11 protein-coding genes are annotated in these 14,958 nt (G+C 71.0%); 5 read left to right on the top strand and 6 right to left on the bottom strand.

Going from position 1 to position 14,958, the window contains the following annotated elements; genetic code table 11:
- Positions 1 to 29 precede the first annotated feature (29 nt).
- Positions 30 to 647, top strand: coding sequence for a dihydrofolate reductase family protein (locus ACN20J_RS04405; RefSeq protein ID WP_419665280.1), 618 nt, complete (start codon positions 30 to 32; stop codon positions 645 to 647).
- A 115-nt stretch (positions 648 to 762) separates the two neighbouring features.
- Here ACN20J_RS04405 and ACN20J_RS04400 read toward each other — a convergent pair whose 3' ends face one another.
- From ACN20J_RS04400 to ACN20J_RS04385, 4 genes are all read right to left on the bottom strand, one after another.
- Positions 763 to 3,039: a M4 family metallopeptidase gene (locus tag ACN20J_RS04400; protein ID WP_419665279.1), complete on the bottom strand. Its 2,277-nt coding sequence runs from the start codon at positions 3,037 to 3,039 to the stop codon at positions 763 to 765.
- 377 nt (positions 3,040 to 3,416) lie between these two features.
- Entirely contained in the window at positions 3,417 to 4,421 is a 1,005-nt protein-coding gene (locus tag ACN20J_RS04395) for a helix-turn-helix transcriptional regulator (protein WP_190231326.1), read from the bottom strand.
- Between the two features lie 121 nt (positions 4,422 to 4,542).
- A complete protein-coding gene (locus tag ACN20J_RS04390; protein WP_419668830.1) occupies positions 4,543 to 8,337 on the bottom strand; it encodes a S8 family serine peptidase in 3,795 nt (1,264 codons plus the stop codon).
- A gap of 237 nt (positions 8,338 to 8,574) precedes the next feature.
- Positions 8,575 to 9,282 carry an NAD(P)-dependent oxidoreductase gene (locus tag ACN20J_RS04385; RefSeq protein ID WP_419665278.1) on the bottom strand — a complete coding sequence of 236 codons (708 nt, stop codon included), beginning with the start codon at positions 9,280 to 9,282 and terminating at the stop codon, positions 8,575 to 8,577.
- Between the two features lie 126 nt (positions 9,283 to 9,408).
- On the opposite strand from ACN20J_RS04385, the gene ACN20J_RS04380 reads away from it, so the two are divergent.
- From ACN20J_RS04380 to ACN20J_RS04370, 3 genes are all read left to right on the top strand, one after another.
- The gene (locus tag ACN20J_RS04380; RefSeq protein ID WP_246575527.1) at positions 9,409 to 10,137 is read left to right on the top strand and encodes a TetR/AcrR family transcriptional regulator; all 729 of its coding nucleotides are present in this window, start codon (positions 9,409 to 9,411) and stop codon (positions 10,135 to 10,137) included.
- Between the two features lie 134 nt (positions 10,138 to 10,271).
- Positions 10,272 to 10,574, top strand: coding sequence for an SCO4225 family membrane protein (locus tag ACN20J_RS04375; RefSeq protein ID WP_189841733.1), 303 nt, complete (start codon positions 10,272 to 10,274; stop codon positions 10,572 to 10,574).
- A gap of 70 nt (positions 10,575 to 10,644) precedes the next feature.
- On the top strand, positions 10,645 to 11,451 hold the full coding sequence (locus ACN20J_RS04370; protein WP_190231324.1) for an SDR family NAD(P)-dependent oxidoreductase: 807 nt from the start codon (positions 10,645 to 10,647) through the stop codon (positions 11,449 to 11,451).
- A 33-nt stretch (positions 11,452 to 11,484) separates the two neighbouring features.
- Here ACN20J_RS04370 and ACN20J_RS04365 read toward each other — a convergent pair whose 3' ends face one another.
- Positions 11,485 to 12,435: a TauD/TfdA dioxygenase family protein gene (locus ACN20J_RS04365; protein WP_189841735.1), complete on the bottom strand. Its 951-nt coding sequence runs from the start codon at positions 12,433 to 12,435 to the stop codon at positions 11,485 to 11,487.
- An 88-nt stretch (positions 12,436 to 12,523) separates the two neighbouring features.
- Positions 12,524 to 13,228, bottom strand: a complete 705-nt coding sequence (locus ACN20J_RS04360) for a TetR/AcrR family transcriptional regulator (protein WP_189841736.1) — start codon at positions 13,226 to 13,228, stop codon at positions 12,524 to 12,526.
- Positions 13,229 to 13,396: 168 nt separating this feature from the next.
- On the opposite strand from ACN20J_RS04360, the gene ACN20J_RS04355 reads away from it, so the two are divergent.
- Positions 13,397 to 14,911, top strand: a complete 1,515-nt coding sequence (locus ACN20J_RS04355; protein ID WP_190231323.1) for an APC family permease — start codon at positions 13,397 to 13,399, stop codon at positions 14,909 to 14,911.
- Positions 14,912 to 14,958: the final 47 nt, after the last annotated feature.

Here is a 14,958-nt window from a genome sequence, read left to right as displayed (position 1 = left end):
CGCCTCGAACCGAGGAAGGGCAGTGCACCGTGAGGCTGATTCTGCAGGAGTTCCTGTCGCTGGACGGCGTGGCCCAGGGCCCCGGCTCCCCTGAGGAGGACACCAGCGACGGGTTCACGCGGGGAGGCTGGCTCGTGCCGCACCTGGACGACGCGTACATGCGGATCGTCACGGGCTGGCTCGACGAGGCGGACGCGTTCCTGTTCGGCCGCCGCACCTACGTCAGCTTCGCCAGGGACTGGCCGAAGATGAACGACCCGGACGACCCGATCGGCACCAAGCTCAACGGCCTGCCGAAGTACGTGGCCTCGCACAGCCTGACCACGGCCGACTGGGACCCGACCACCATCCTCTCCGGAGACGTACCGGCCCAGGTCGCCGAGTTGAAGCGGCAGCCCGGCCGCGAGCTGCAGATCCACGGCAGCGCCCGCCTGGGCGCGTCCCTGCTGGCCGCCGGGCTGGTCGACGAGGTGCGCCTGATGATCGCGCCGGTGGTCGTGGGCGGCGGACGCCGGCTGTTCCCGGAGAACGGTGCGCCGTCCGGGCTGCGGCTGTTGCACAGCGAGACGACACCGAGCGGCGTGACGTCCCAGATCTACGAGACGACGGGCCTGCCCCAGTACGGGACCTTCGACTCGGGCGCCTAGGTCCCGTCAGGGCGGCTCAGCGGCTGGAGGGGCTGTCCCGTCCATGCTCTGTCGTCGGGGGTCGCCGCCGCGCCCGGTCGGCTTCCGAGCGCGGCGGTGTCTCTGAGGCGGTGACTCAGAAGGTGAGACTCCAGCTGTCGAGGTAGCCCGGGTCGACGGTGAAGATGCCGGGCGTGTTGTCCGTGACACGCAGCTTCCATGTGCCGTTGGCGGGTATCGCCGACGCGTCGACCGTGAAGGTCGTGTGCAGTTCGGAACCGGTGTCCCAGACGAAGTCCTTCACGAGCAGCGCCGTGCCGTCCTCGCCGACCAGATGGATGACCTGGCCGCCGATGAAGTCGTGGATCAGGTCGACGGTGACCTTGAGATCGCTGGAGGCGTTGCCCTCGCGGCCAGTGACGGTGATAGGCGACTCGATGGTGCGCCAGTTGGGGATGTCGAATCGGGCGGGGTTGACGAAGTGGTCGCCGCCGGAGGCCAGGACCTTCCAGGTGAAGGGCAGCGTGCGCGTCTCCGCGGCGGAGTTCCTGATCGTCACGGCGGTCGTGAAGGCACCGGCCGATGTCGGGGTGCCGGAGATGAGCCCGGTCGCGGAGTCGATGGACAGGCCATCAGGCAGGCCTCTGGCGGAGTACGTCAGGGCGCCCGGTCGTGTGCTCGTCGCCTCGATCGGACGGCTGGTCGGCTGACCGACGGCGGAGTCCCGGGCGGAGGGCGCCTTCGCGGCGATGTGGTTGACGTAGCGGGGGCCGACGTTGACGGCCGCCCAGGCGTTGCCGACCGCCTCGTACGCGTCGCTGGACACGCCGAACAGATCGGCGGCTGCCTGGAGCGTGGCGGTGCGGGCCCCCGCGTAGTCGGTGCTGCTGGTCATGTAGCGGGTCAGCGCCCGGTACCAGACGTTGGTGGCGTTGTGCAGGCCCAGACCCGCGACCGGCAGGCCGTCGTAGGTGGGGCTGTCGTAGGCGATGCCGTTGACGGTCCTCTTCCCGCTGCCCTCGGCGAGCAGGTAGAAGAAGTGGTTGGCCACGCCGGAGCTGAAGTGCGGGTCCAGCTTGCGGGTCTGTTCGGTCCAGTGGTCCTGCGAAGTGCCCTTCACCGAGGCGTCCTTGGAGGGCTCGTCCATGTACCGCAGGGGTTTCCCGGTGCCGCGCACATCGGCCAGTTCGCCGACCAGGTAGTCGGGCACGTCCTTGGCGCTGTTGGCGAAGAACTCCACGGCGGTGCCCATGATGTCGCTGGTGGCCTCGTTCAGACCGCCGGATTCACCGGAGTACGTGAGGTCCGCCGTGGCGGAGGTGACGCCGTGGGTCATCTCGTGGGCGGCGATGTCGAGTTCGGTGAGCGGACGGGCGTCGTCCAGGCCGTCCCCGTAGGTCATGCAGAAGCAGAGGTCGTCCCAGAAGGCGTTGGCGTATCCGTCGCCGAAGTGCACCCGGGAGCGGGCGCCGACACCGTCGTCGGCTATGCCGTTGCGGCCGAACCGGTCGTGGTAGAAGTCCCAGGTCTTCTGCGCGCCGTAGGCGGCGTCCACGGCGGCCGTCTGGCGGTCGGCGGGCGTTCCGTCGCCCCAGACATCGTTGTCATCCGTCAGGAGGGTGCCGAGCCCGCCCGCGCTCACGTCGTACGTCGTGTGGCCGCCGCGCTGGGGGTCGGTCAGCTGATAGAGGTCGCCGCCGCGTACGGAGCCGACCTGCACGGTGCCGCTGTACTGGCTCACGCCCGTACCGGAGTGGACCTGCTCGAAACTCCCCAGCAGCGCGCCGCTCCTGGCGTCGGTCACGATCCGCAGACTGCTCGGAGTCCCGTCCTCCTGCACGCCGGTGACGACGGTTTCCCAGGCGAGCGCCGGTTCGGCGGCCCCGCTTCCCGCCCAGACGACGAGCCGCGGTGCGCCTTCCGGCGAGGCCTCGTCCGTCTTCTTTGACTCGGCCGCGTCCAGCGCCGACTTCTCCGCCTTCGCGGCCGGGACGGAGGCCTTCGTGGTGGGTACCGAGATCGTCGTGGGCGAGGACTTGGAGACTGTACGGGTGCCGCCGCGTTCGTGAATCACCAGGTCGCCGCCGAGTACGGGCAGCCCGGCGAACGTGCGCTCGTAGCGGGTATGCACGGTTCCGTCGGCATCCTTGATGACGTCCTTCGGTATCAGCTTCTCCCGCTCGCCCAGCTTCAGGGAACGGGCCGTGGCCGTACGGGAGTCGGCCGCCACCGAGAGCATCTTCCTCCGCTGCGCGGGAGAGAGTCCGACGGTTCTGGCGCCGGGTCTTGGCTCCGCCTCGATCTGCCTGGGAGCCCGATCCGAGCGGGCGGTCCCGGTCACGGGCTCGGCGCTCCAGGCGGGGAGCGTCGAACCGAGAAGCGCGACCATCGTGCCGACCGCGATCGTCGCCATGCGCGAGCGAGCGGAGGTGCGACGTCGGGATGGCGGAGGATTCTGGGGCGACGGCGCCGCCCCGATCGTACGGAAGGTGTCCGTCACTGCTGCAACTCCTAGTGTCCGGCTGTCTGGTGACAGCCCGTCAGAGTGCGGAGCCGGAGGGCGGGACGCCTCCGGCGGGAGAGGTGCGAGTGGCGACCGTGCGGTCACTGGATCGTTTCAGCGTGCGGGACGACTGTCACCACTGCGGAGATCGTTGTCCGAAATACGGTCAGTGGGCATCTGTTGTGTCCGTCGCCGCACGTGGCGGATCACATGGGCCTTTACCTGGCGGCAACACGGCTTCCGTCAGCCACTTTGGCCACTTCCCGCCCTACCGCCCAAGTGGCCTGTCACAGCCACCCCCGGCGCGCGGCCTGCCACGCCAGCTGCATACGGGTGGCCGCGCCGGCCAGCTCCATCATGCGCTGGATGTGACGCTGCACCGTGCGGCGGCTCAGGCCCAGTTGGGTCGCCACCGCCTTGTCGGCGACGCCCGCCACCAGGAGGGCGAGCAGCCGCCGGTCGATCGCGGACAGCGGGTCGGGCCCGCCGACTCCGTCCGTCCCGGCGACCGCGCCCGAGTCGTCGACGTCCAGCGGGACGGCGTCCTCCCAGTAGCGCTCGAACAGGGCGATGAGAGCGGCGAGCAGATTGCTGTCCCGTACGAGTGCGGCGGTGGGTTCGTCAGGGCTGCCGTGGGGACCGCCGGGGACGAGCGGGCAGACCGCGATGGCACGGTCCGCGACCGCGAGGCGCAGCGGCAGATGCGGAACCGCACGGGCCACCTCACCTGCGCGGACGCCCGCAACAACGTTGTCAACGGCTCCCTCGTCGTCGAAGAAGGCCTTCTCGTACAGCACCCGGTAGCGCACGCCGCGCGCCAACGCCTCGAACTCCGAACTGTTGCTGCCCGACGGCATCGCCACGTACTGGGCCTTGCAGAACCAGAGCATCTCGTCCTGGGCGCTCGCCTGGATCTGGCGCAGATGCTGACGCAGCGCCTCGGCGCCCGTGATGACCTCGATCAGCTCGCTGGCGTCCCGGCGGCGCATCGTGTCGCGGTACACCTGCAGCAGGCTGGTGGCCTCGGCCCGGGCGAGGTCGAGCGCGTCGGCGTTCCGCTTCAGCCGGGGCATCAGCGCCACGTCCGGGGGAGTGGCCCGGAAGTGCCGGGGCAGCACGTCGGTGTGGCTCGCCATGCCCTTGACGGCCAGCGCGTCGAGCACCCGCTCGGCCTCGGCCGGGCTCAGTCCTGTGCGCGCGGCGACATCACCGGCCGAGGCCTGACCCGTCGTCACCAGATGTCGGTAGACGGACTCCTCGGCCTCCGACACCCCTGCCGCCTCCAGCGCCAAAGCGCCCCTCCCCGAGACCGACCGGCTTCAATGTTCGAACACCGTACTGCACGGGTGTTACAGGCGGTGAGGGTGAGCGGGCCGTCCTGCGCCCGCTCACCCCCGGATGTGCACGCAGTACCTATCCGCGGTGCAGGTAGGCCCGTTGCACGGTCTGCCGCACCGAGTTGCCCGCGCCGTCGCGCGCCGTCACTCTCAGTGTCACGTACGCGTCACCGCGTACCCGCGACGGCTTCTTGACGACGGCCTCGAACACGTTGTGCCCGCGGTCCTTCACCTCGGCCCGGCTCCAGCTCCCGCCGCCGTCGTACGAGGCCTCGGCGTGGACGCTCACCCCGCGCGGTGCGGCCAGCGCGTCCTGGGCGCGGACCGACAGTCCGACGGTGTGCGTGCGGCCGGAACGTACGGCGTTGTACGCGTCGACCGGTACGTCGTAGTCGAGTTGGAGCAGCGGCAGCGTTGTCGCCGCGTCCGTTCCGCCCGTGCCGCCCGAGCGGAACGACCAGGACGTCTCGGTGCCGGTCCCGTACGCCCACTCCTGTGACACGCGCGAGGTGGTGAGATCGAGCCGGTAGTCGGCCGCACCGGACGGGACCTCGAAGTCCGTCCAGGCGCTGTCGGCCTCCGCGGTCTTCCGGCCGTTGCGGTAGAGCACGGCGGCGGCCGAGTCGCCCTGCGCCGCCTTCGCCCCGCCCGAGGTACCGATCCCGCCGCCGCCCACGAGCAGCCGCGAGCGGTGACCTGCCTGCGAGTCGGTGAACTCCGGGATCCGCAGGCTCAGTACGTCACCCCTGCGCACGGACGGAGTCGCGGTGCCGCGCGGGATCGACGGCCGGACGACGGCTCCCTGCCAGGTGTCGCTCGTCCGCTCGCCCGCCCGGTACGTGCGCTGCGCGTCCGCCATGCCGACGCGCAGCGGAGTGTCCACGTCGAACGTCGTCTCGTGGTGCACGAAATGCTGCCAGGCGGTGTCGCCGGAGCTCACGTACTCGGTCCGCTCGAAGCCGGTCGGCACGTAACGGGTGTACTGCAGCCAGGCGGTGTCCTGGTACGGCCGCCGGGCGAAGCGCTGCTCACTGGCCCACGGGGTGCCGCCGTTGTCGGCGTACCTGGCCCGTACGACCGCGCTGTTGCGTTCGGAGACCGTGTGCACGACCTTCTCCGGAATCCGCTGCGAGGACACCTGCATGACGTCGTACAGATACGGGCTGCGCGCGGTGCCGGTGAACTTCACCGTGGTGTGCCCCTTGCCGATCCGCTTCAGCAGAGCGGCTCCCGCGCTCGCGCCGATCCGGACGGTGGGCACGCCCCAGCGGTCGCCCTCAGGATGCCAGCGGGTCCACGCGATGTCGCTGAAGTGGACCAGCACGATGCCCCGTACCCCGGCGGCTGCCGCCCGCTCGGCCAACTCCCGTTCGTTGAGGCCCTGTTCGTTGGTGATGACCGCGAGCTTTCCGCGGGCCCGGCCGAAGTCGGGCGCGGTGGCATCGCCCGCGTCGACCGCGGTCAGGCGCGTTCCCTTGTCGTCGAAGAGGGGCGAGGAGGGCATGTAGTAGGCGTCCAGCGGGTCCTTGCCGCCCGACACCGTCATGTCGAGGAGCGGCGCGACGAACTGCCAGCGCGAGGCGAACTCGAAGGTGCCGTCGGTGACGGCGGAGGTCGGACTCACGTACAGACGCCTGCCGACGTCGAAGTACATCGTCCCCTGGAGCAGGCTGTGCCCGTCGATCTTCCGGTACGTCTGGTAGCTGAGGATGCCGCGCTGCTCGGCCGGCCGGGGTGTGCGGATGTCGACCAGGGTGGTCCTGCGCGCGTCCAGCGTGACGGACATGTCCTTGGTGACCTTCACCTCCGGCACGACCACATGGCGCAACTCCTGCCCGTCGGCGGCCGGGTCCAGGGACGAGTAGTCCAACTGGTAGGTGCCTTCCTCGACTTCGGCGACGGCCGGGTCGGTGCCGGTGTAGCCCACGAAGCCGTCGGCTCCCCAGATCGTCGGCAGGGCCTCGACCGGATTGCCCTTGTGGTCGACGGTCTTGACGGTGAGCCGGTGTACCGGCCCCTGCACGACGAGGCTCACCGTGGTGTGCACGGTGACCTTCCCGTCCGCGGAGGCCGCCGTCACGTACCCGTAGTAGTCGCCCTGCTGGGCACGGGCCGGATCGACCGTCAGCGGAACCTCGGCCGTGGCGCCGGCCGGTACGCGGACGGAGGCGGAGCCGAGCTGTACCGCTCCCTCCGCCGGCTCGCGGCCTCCCGCCGTGGCCAGCCGGGTGGTGAGTGCGAGCGTGACGTCGGTGTCGGAGGTGTTCGTGTAACGCAGCTGCGTCGTACGGGTGTTGCCGCCGCCGGTCTCGAACGGGCCCAGTGCGACGGTGCCCGTGGCGGTGACCGGCCCCAGGGCGGCGGCTTCCACATCGACGAGGCCGCCGCCCTGCTCGGTGACCTCCTGACCGTCGGCCGTACGGGCCGTGCTGACGAGCGCGTCCTTCAACCGGGCCGCGCTCCAGTCGGGATGCCGCTGGGCGAGCAGCGCGGCGGCGCCCGCCACGTGCGGGGCGGCCATCGACGTACCGGAGGCCGCCACATGGTGTGCGTCGACCGGGTCGCCCATCGTCGTCCCGGTCGCGCGGGCCGCGACGATGCCGACGCCGGGCGCCGTCAGATCGGGCTTGACCGCGTCGTCACCGGCCCGTGGACCGCGGCTGGAGAAGGGGGCGAGGCCGCCGTTCCGGTCGACCGCGCCGACGGTGAGGGCGGCGTCCGCGGCGCCGGGGGAGCCGATGGTGCCCGTGCCCTGCTCGCCGTTGTTGCCCGCCGCCACGACGAACAACGCGCCCGTGCGCTCGGTGAGTTCGTTCAGGGCGAGGCTCATCGGGTCCGTGCCGTCGCTCGGACTGTCCGAGCCCAGACTCATGTTGACGACCTTGGCGCCCGCGTCCGCCGCCCACTCCATGCCGGCGATCACCTGGGACTCGGTTCCGAAGCCGTCGTCCCCGAGAACCTTGCCGACGAGCAGGTCGGCGCCGGGCGCCACCCCCTTGCGTCCGCCACCGGACGCGGCTCCGCTGCCTCCGACGATCGACGCGACATGGGTGCCGTGCCCGAAGGCGTCCCCGGTGCCGGAGCTGCCCGAGAAGTCCTTGGCCTCGGCGATCCGTCCGGCCAGATCCGGATGGGACTGGTCCGCGCCGGTGTCCAGGACGGCGACCTTGACGGACTCGCCCCGGTAGCCGGCCTTCCACACGGGGGGCGCGCCGATCTGCGGGACACTGCGGTCCAGCGCGGCGTCCACCCGGCCGTCGAGCCACACCCGCGGGGTGCCGGCGGCGGCCCGTGCGGCACTCAACGGGCTGTCCTCCGGGGCTAGTTGCTTCCAGAACCGGCCGAGATCCGCCTCGGCGACCCGCACCGACCTCGCGCCGATGCTGTCCAGCCGGCGGACCGGCGAACCGTCCTCGGCGAGGCCGGTCAGCCTGCGCACGGCGGACTCCGCCGCGCCTTCGCCTCCCGCCACGATCAGCGGCAGCGCGTCGCTGTGCGCCTCGTCGTACCGCTGGGCGAGCAGCGCGCTCACGTCGAACAGCTTCCGGTCCAGGCGCCCCGCCGAGACCAGGTCCCCGGCGTCGGACGGCAGGACCGTCAGACGCCCGTCCTGTTCGTAGGTCCTGAAGAGGATGTGCCGCCGCCCGGCACCGGGCGTGACCGAGGCGGTCCGCCGCCCTTCGGCGTCGGTGCCCACGGTCACCCGGTCACCCGTGATCAGGCGCACGGTCCCGAGGCTCTTCGACGCGGGAGCGTCGGCCGCCGCTGTCGCCGTGGGCCCCGTGCCGGTACCGGCGGCCACCGGCGCCACGGCACCGGCAGCCAGAGCGAGTCCTGTCGATATCGCCGCCACCAGGCGGATCCGTCTCATCAGTCCCGTGCCTTCCGTCGTACGCGCGGAGAAGTTCATGCGCTGGACAGAATCCGGTGGTACGGAATGCCATGTCACTCGATTCCGGTGGCACAGGTGGGACATGTCGCAACAGCGACACCCGAGTGTCCCGGTGTCCCGTCTCCGAGGAACTGGCCCCCGTCGCAAGTGAACTGGGCCAATTCGCCGGCGGTCTCACTCGATGACGCGGGCCGGGGCCTGGAGCAACACGTCTCTTCAGTAGCCGATCGTGAAGCGCCGCTGCACGAACCGCGGCAGCTCCGCCTCGTCGATCAGGGCGACCGCCGCGTCCTCCGCCGAGATGCGGCTGCGCCCCTCCGCGTCGCGGACCGCCTGGTCACCGCCGATGCGGAAGCGGCCGGTGCGCTCGCCGGGGGCGATCTCCAGGGCGGGGCTGAAGTAGGTCCACAGCCGGTTCGAGGTGCGCAGGACGTCGAAGCCGTCACGGGCGCCGCGCGCCGCCGCCGCGTAGGCGCGGGGCAGTCCGAGCCGGTCGAGGATCTCGTGCATGCGCTCGTCCGAGTCGGCGAGCGCCAGTCCGGGCTCGACCTCCAGGCTGCCCGCGCCGCCGATCACGATCAGCCGGGTCCGCGGGTGGCTCTCCAGCGCCTTCGTCAGGGCGTGCGCCACGGTGGAGTGGGTCGTGGGGTCGTCGATCGAGCGCCGGACGGTGTCCTCGAAGTCCTTGGCGGCGTTGCCGGGCTGGTAGGCGCTGATGAGCACGTCGAGGCCGGGCAGTACGGCCGTGATACTCGCCGCGTCCAGGACGTCGACGCTCGCCCAGGTGATGTTCTCCCTCTTCTCGTCGGCCCGTGGCCGTGTCGCGTCGCGGCTCAACGCCCTGACGTGATGCCCCCGTTCCAGAGCCTCGGCAACGACCCGGCTGCCGATGGTCCCCGTGGCTCCGACGACTCCGATGTGCATGGTTCTCCCCCTACTCGCGTGCGGCACGAGGGCGCGGTCAACCGGATCGGTTGCGCCCGTGCGGTGACTATACGGTGTGAAGTTTCTATACGGCCATCAATTCCGGTGACGCTGTAGAGTGCCCGGGTGGCAGGTACGGCGAGCAGGGCGGGAAGCACGGGGCGGCGCGAGCGGCTCCGGGCCGAGACGACGGCCGAAATCAAGGACGTGGCACTGGAGTTGATGGCCTCGGGCGGGCCCGAAGCCATCACCCTGCGGGCCATCGCCCGCGAGATGGGTATGACGGCCAACGCCATCTACGGCTACTTCGCCACCCGCGACGACCTGGTCACCGTGCTCATCGGCGACGTGTACACCGAGCTGGCCGACGCCGTGGACACCGCGTGGGAGAGCGCCTCCGCCGAGGGCCCGGCCACCCGGATCCAGGGCTGGGCCGGCGCCTTCCGGAACTGGGCCCTGGCCAACCCCGAGGGCTTCCGGCTCGTCTACGGCGACCCCGTTCCCGGCTACGACACCCCCCACGGAGGCGCCGCCCCGGAGGCCGCCCACCGAGTCTGCGCCGGGCTCACCGCGCTCGCGGCAGCCGCCTGGCCGTACGCCGAACACCTCCATGAGAGCAGCGAGTTCGCGTGGTCCGACTTCGACGCCGGGCTCGTCGACAAGGTCCGCGCGGACTTCCCCGGCCTGCCGCCGGCCGCCGTCGCGCTCGCCCTGCGCATCTGGGGGCGCCTGCACGGCCTGGTGTCACTGGAGGTCTACGGCCATCTGCGCACCCAGACGACCAGCCCGGACAAGCTCTTCCGGGAGGAAGTGACCCAGCTCGTACGGTCGTTGGACATCCCGCTGCGCAGCTGAGGCCGCGCGCGGGTGAGTACCCACCCCGCCGACCTGAGTATGTGAACTCATGCCTCACCGGACCCACCCGAAGAGACTGGAGCGCAGCGGGGAGCCGGAGTGGCCGGAACCTCTCGTACGAGGGAGCAAGCACGATGAGTTCAGTCACCGGGGGCCAGACGTTGGGCGCTCCTTTCGGCACCTGGCCCGCTCGTCTGTATCTCGCGGTGTCCGCCGCACTGATCGTCTGGCTGGCCGTCGTGTCGTCGCAGCCCACGGGCGACGCCTCCTTCGCCGCGGTGATCCCGATCCTCTTCACGGCCCCGACCAGCCTGCTGTTCCTGGCGGTACCGGACGGATCGGTGGCCTGGCTGTACGCCGTACTCGCCGCGTCCGCCATGGCCAACGCGTGGCTCATCGACCTCGTCTGGCGTCGGCTCAGCAGCCGGAAGGGCTGACCGGAGGGGCTGACCGGAGGGGCCGATTCGCCCCTGCTACGGCCGATGTCGTGATGCGTATGCTCGCCCGATGACCGGACAAGAGATCACACAGGGGAGCCACCAGGGCCTGCTCGCAGGCCAGGTGGTCATGATCACGGGTGCGTCCAGCGGCATCGGCGCGGCTGCGGCACGTCTGTTCGCGGAGGAGGGCGCGGCGGTCGTTCTGACGGCGCGCCGCGCGGAGCGGTTGAACACGCTCGCGGAGGAGATCGGTGCGGCCGGTGGGCGGGCGCTCGCGGTTCCGGGCGACGTCGCCGTCGCGGCGGATGTCGGCCGCGCGGTCGAGGCGGCCGTGGAACACTTCGGCGGGCTCGACTCCGCCTTCAACAACGCGGGTTACGCCACTGTCGGCACTCTTCTGCACGAGACCGACGACGAGGTGTACGACCGTACGATGGACGTCAACGTCCGGGGTGTGTGGAACTGCATGAAGCACCAGCTGCCCGTGATGCTCGCGTCGGGCAGGGGCGGTTCCATCGTCAACACCAGCAGTACGGCGGGCCGTTACGCGACCGGGGCCTCCGTCCCGTACGTCGCGTCCAAGCACGCCATCCTGGGGATCACCCGCGCGGCGGCGGCCGAGTACGGGGACCAGGGCATCCGCGTCAACGCGCTCGTCGTCGGTACGACGCGCAGCGAGATGATCGAGGAGGCCGTGCGGCAGTACCCGGACCTGGAGCAGGCGTTCATCGCCCCGCAGATCCAGAAGCGCATGGCCTCGCCCCGGGAGATCGCCGAGGCGGCGGCCTGGCTGTGCAGCCGGCGCTCGTCGTTCGTCACCGGTGTGGCGATGCCGGTGGACGGCGGCATCTCGGCCCAGGCCAAGGCCGGCTGAGCCCCGCGGACTGCCCGGCCCGCCCCGTCGTTCTCACCAGCGCTGTGGTTCGCTCCCCACGATCGGTGCCGACGGTTTGCCGTCGACGCCGACCGGGACGTCGCCCGCGAGCATCACCCGGTGCATGACCCGGGGATGATCGAGATGGGCAGTGTCGCTGGGGGCCAGGTGGATGGTGGCCCTGTTGTCCCAGAAGGCCACACTCCCCGGCTCCCAGCGGAACCGCACGGTGTACTCGGGCCGGGTCGCCTGCCCGAGGAGCATCTCCAGCAGCGGCGCGCTCTCCATGCGGGACAGTCCCAGGATCTGCTCGACGTAGTAGCCGTTGACGAACAGCACCCGCTCACCCGTCTCCGGGTGCACCCGCACCAGCGGATGGTCGGTGGCGATCTGCCGGTCCAGCAGATGCCGTACGTACGCGTCGTCGCCGGGCCGTGGCTGATAACCGACCCCCAGCCGGTGCTCCGCGCGCAGCCCGTCGACGAAGTCCCGCAGGGGCGCAGAGAGCCCGGCGTACGCCGCCGCCAGGTTGGACCAGGTCGTGTCGCCGCCGTACGGGGGCACGTCCTCCGCGCGCAGGATGGTCGCGGCCGGCGGATCGACGCGGGCGCCGTGGTCGCAGTGCCAGCCGCGCAGCAGCGAATGCCGGCGCCTGCGCAGCCACTCGTCGTGGTCCATGCCGTAGCGCCCGCCGAGCTCCAGCCGGTCGGCCGTCGTCTCGACCTCCGGGAAGTCCGGGGGTGACGCGCTGCCGCGTTTGCCGAGGCGGACCGGTTCGCCGAACCGCCGGGCGAACGCGACATGCGAGGAGTGGTCCAGGCGCTGCCCCCGGAAGAACACCACCTTCCAGCGCAGCACTGCCGCCCTGATCTGAGCGACCACCGCGTCGTCCAGGTCCCCGGCCAGGTCGACGCCCGTGATCTCCGCGCCGATGTGTCCCGCGACCGGCTTCACCTCGACCTGTGTGTCCCTGTCCGTCGTCATACGGGCTCCGTCGATCGCTCGTTCCGACTGGTCGGGGCAAGCATGACCGCTCCGTCCGGAGTGCGACAGTGCGCCTCGGGAGAGCGGTTCACGTCCGCGTGCGAAGGGCGGAGGCCTGGGCGGCGAGTGCGTCGAGCAGCAGGTCCACGGCCAGCTCGAAGGAGCTCTCGGCCATGGCGTGCAGCTCGCCCCGCACCTCGCTCAGCGCCGGGTAGGCCGCCGGGTCGACCGACTGGTAGGCCTCCGTCCACGCCCGCTCGTCGGCCTCGCGCTGTTCCCGGGGAAGCGCATGGCACGCCGCGTCGAGGGCCGCGTGGCTGAGAACCGTGTCGATGAAGGCCAGGTAGAGGCGGACGGCGTCGGCCGGCGGGAAACCGGCGGACAGCAGCAGACCGACCCCGGTCTCCACGGCACGGAACTCGTTCTCACGGCGCGTGACCCGGAACGAGGCCATGGCGGCAGCCCGCGGATGGGCGAGGTATCCGGCACGTACCCGCATCGCCATGTCGCGCAGCGAGGCGACCCAGTCGGGACCCGCGACGAATCCGACCATGGTGTCCCCGATGATCCGGTCGGCGATGGCCAGCAGCAGATCGTCGGTGTTGCGGAAGTAGCGGTACAGCGCGCTCGGGTCACAGCCGAGGGCCGCGCCGAGGCGGCGCACGCTCAGCGCCTCCGGACCGTGCTCGCCGATCAGCCGCAGCGCGGTCTCGGTGATGAGCTCCTTGGACAGCACGACGCCCGAGGCGGTCGGGCGGCGGCGTCGGCGTTCCTGCGGGGCGCGGGTGGGCATGAGGGCGGATCCCTTCGCACGGTCGACGGGCCTGTGCACGCTCAGTGAACGGCTCACCCCAGCCTTATGTCAACAGCATTGACGCAAGGTGTTCGGCCGTTGTTCCATCCTTCGCATCCCCCACAAGGCTCTTCCTCCCGTCCCTCTCCCTCCTCGTGAGGAGCCCTGATGTCCTCCCTCGCTCCAGGCCAGTCCGCCCCGGACCGTCCGCCCGCCGAACTGCGCCGCTCGCTCGGCGTCGTCGACGGCGTCGCCATCGCCGCCTCCAGTACGGCGGCCACCACCAGCATCGCCATCGGCATGGGCGCCATCGGCACGATCGTTGGTCTCCAGGCCCCGGCCCTGCTGCTCCTGGCGTTCCTGCCCGTCCTCGGCATCGCCACGGCCTTCGCCCGCCTCAACCGCTCGGAACCCAACTGCGGCAACGGCTACACCTGGGTCGGCAAGTCCCTCGGCCCCTGGCCCGGCTTCCTGGCCGGCTGGGTCACCCTCGTCGGCTCGATCATCTTTCTCGCCTACACGAGCGCGGTGACCGGCTCGGTCGTGCTGATCTTCGCCAACAAGGCCGGCCTGGACTCCCTCGCCGGGATCGCCCTCGACCCGACGTCCACCGCAGTGAGCACGGTCGTCGGCCTGGTGGTCCTCGCCGCCGTCACCGTCCTCGCGATCACCGGGGTGCGCAGTGCCACCCGGCTCCAGTTCGGCCTGCTGGTCTTCGAGTACGCCGTCCTGCTGGTCTTCTGTACGTGGGCCCTGGCGACCGGCCATCAGGACTTCTCCTGGGCGTGGTTCAACCCCTTCGAGATCTCCAGCGGCACGGCCTTCGCGCAGGGCATGGTCCTCGCGGTGTTCTTCTTCTGGGGCTGGGACGCGGCGTTCAGCGTCACCGAGGAGACCAGGAGCCCCGGCGACTCGGCCCGCGGCGGATTCATCGCCCTGTTCGCCATGCTCGGGCTCTTCATCTTCGCCTCGGTCGCCTTCCAGCGGGAGATGAGCCTGCCCGAACTCATCGAGAACGGCCCACAGGCCCTCCCGTACCTCGGCGCCAAGCTCGCCGCCGAACCCTGGGCGAGCCTCCCGCTGCTCGCCCTGATGTTCTCGGCCGTCGCCTCCGTCCAGTCCTCCGTCATCCCCACCGCCCGCGGACTGCTCGCCATGGGCCGCGACCGCACGATGGGCCCGGTGTGGACCCGAATCCACCCCAAGTACGGCACGCCCGCCATCGGAACCGTCCTCGTCATGTCGATCGCCGCCGCCATCGCCCTCCTCGCCATGGCCATCCCCAAGCTGAGCGACATGCTGCTGGCCGCCGTCAACGCCATCGGCCTCGTCGTCGCCCTCTACTACGGCCTCACCGCGCTCGCCTGCGCCGTCCGCTTCCGCGCCGCCCGCCACGACGGGCCCCGCGAGGCACTGCTGGCCGTCGGCGTGCCGGCCGCCTCCGGACTGGTCCTGCTCGGCCTCGGCGGCTACCTCGGATACTCGTACCTGACCATGACCGACCACATCGAACTCAGCCCCGACAACGGCTGGTTCATGCTCTCCCTGCCCGTCACCATCGTGCTGAGCGGACTCGTCATGGCGGCCGTCGCCAAGTACGCCCGCCGCTCGCCCTACTTCACCACCGGGCGCGGCACGGATGCCGACGCCCTCGCCCTGCCGATGGACCGCACCGCCGTCTGATCTCCTCCCGATGGACCGTCCGATCCCCTCCCCTCTGGAGCGTTGAA

Origin of the sequence: Streptomyces sp. 2-1 (assembly GCF_048564895.1) — a bacterium.
Classification (GTDB): Bacteria; Actinomycetota; Actinomycetes; order Streptomycetales; family Streptomycetaceae; genus Streptomyces; species Streptomyces phaeochromogenes.
Note: the sequence above shows the minus strand (reverse complement) of the source record. Positions and strands in the feature narration are given on the sequence as shown.

Bases quoted from the DNA above. Each gene is read 5' to 3' on its own strand.
- ACN20J_RS04400 (WP_419665279.1), bottom strand. From the start codon at position 3,039: ATGGCGACGATCGCGGTCGGCACGATGGTCGCGCTTCTCGGTTCGACG.
- ACN20J_RS04390 (WP_419668830.1), bottom strand. From the start codon at position 8,337: ATGAGACGGATCCGCCTGGTGGCGGCGATATCGACAGGACTCGCTCTG.
- ACN20J_RS04385 (WP_419665278.1), bottom strand. From the start codon at position 9,282: ATGCACATCGGAGTCGTCGGAGCCACGGGGACCATCGGCAGCCGGGTC.
- ACN20J_RS04375 (WP_189841733.1), top strand. From the start codon at position 10,272: ATGAGTTCAGTCACCGGGGGCCAGACGTTGGGCGCTCCTTTCGGCACC.
- ACN20J_RS04370 (WP_190231324.1), top strand. From the start codon at position 10,645: ATGACCGGACAAGAGATCACACAGGGGAGCCACCAGGGCCTGCTCGCA.
- ACN20J_RS04365 (WP_189841735.1), bottom strand. From the start codon at position 12,435: ATGACGACGGACAGGGACACACAGGTCGAGGTGAAGCCGGTCGCGGGA.
- ACN20J_RS04360 (WP_189841736.1), bottom strand. From the start codon at position 13,228: ATGCCCACCCGCGCCCCGCAGGAACGCCGACGCCGCCGCCCGACCGCC.
- ACN20J_RS04355 (WP_190231323.1), top strand. From the start codon at position 13,397: ATGTCCTCCCTCGCTCCAGGCCAGTCCGCCCCGGACCGTCCGCCCGCC.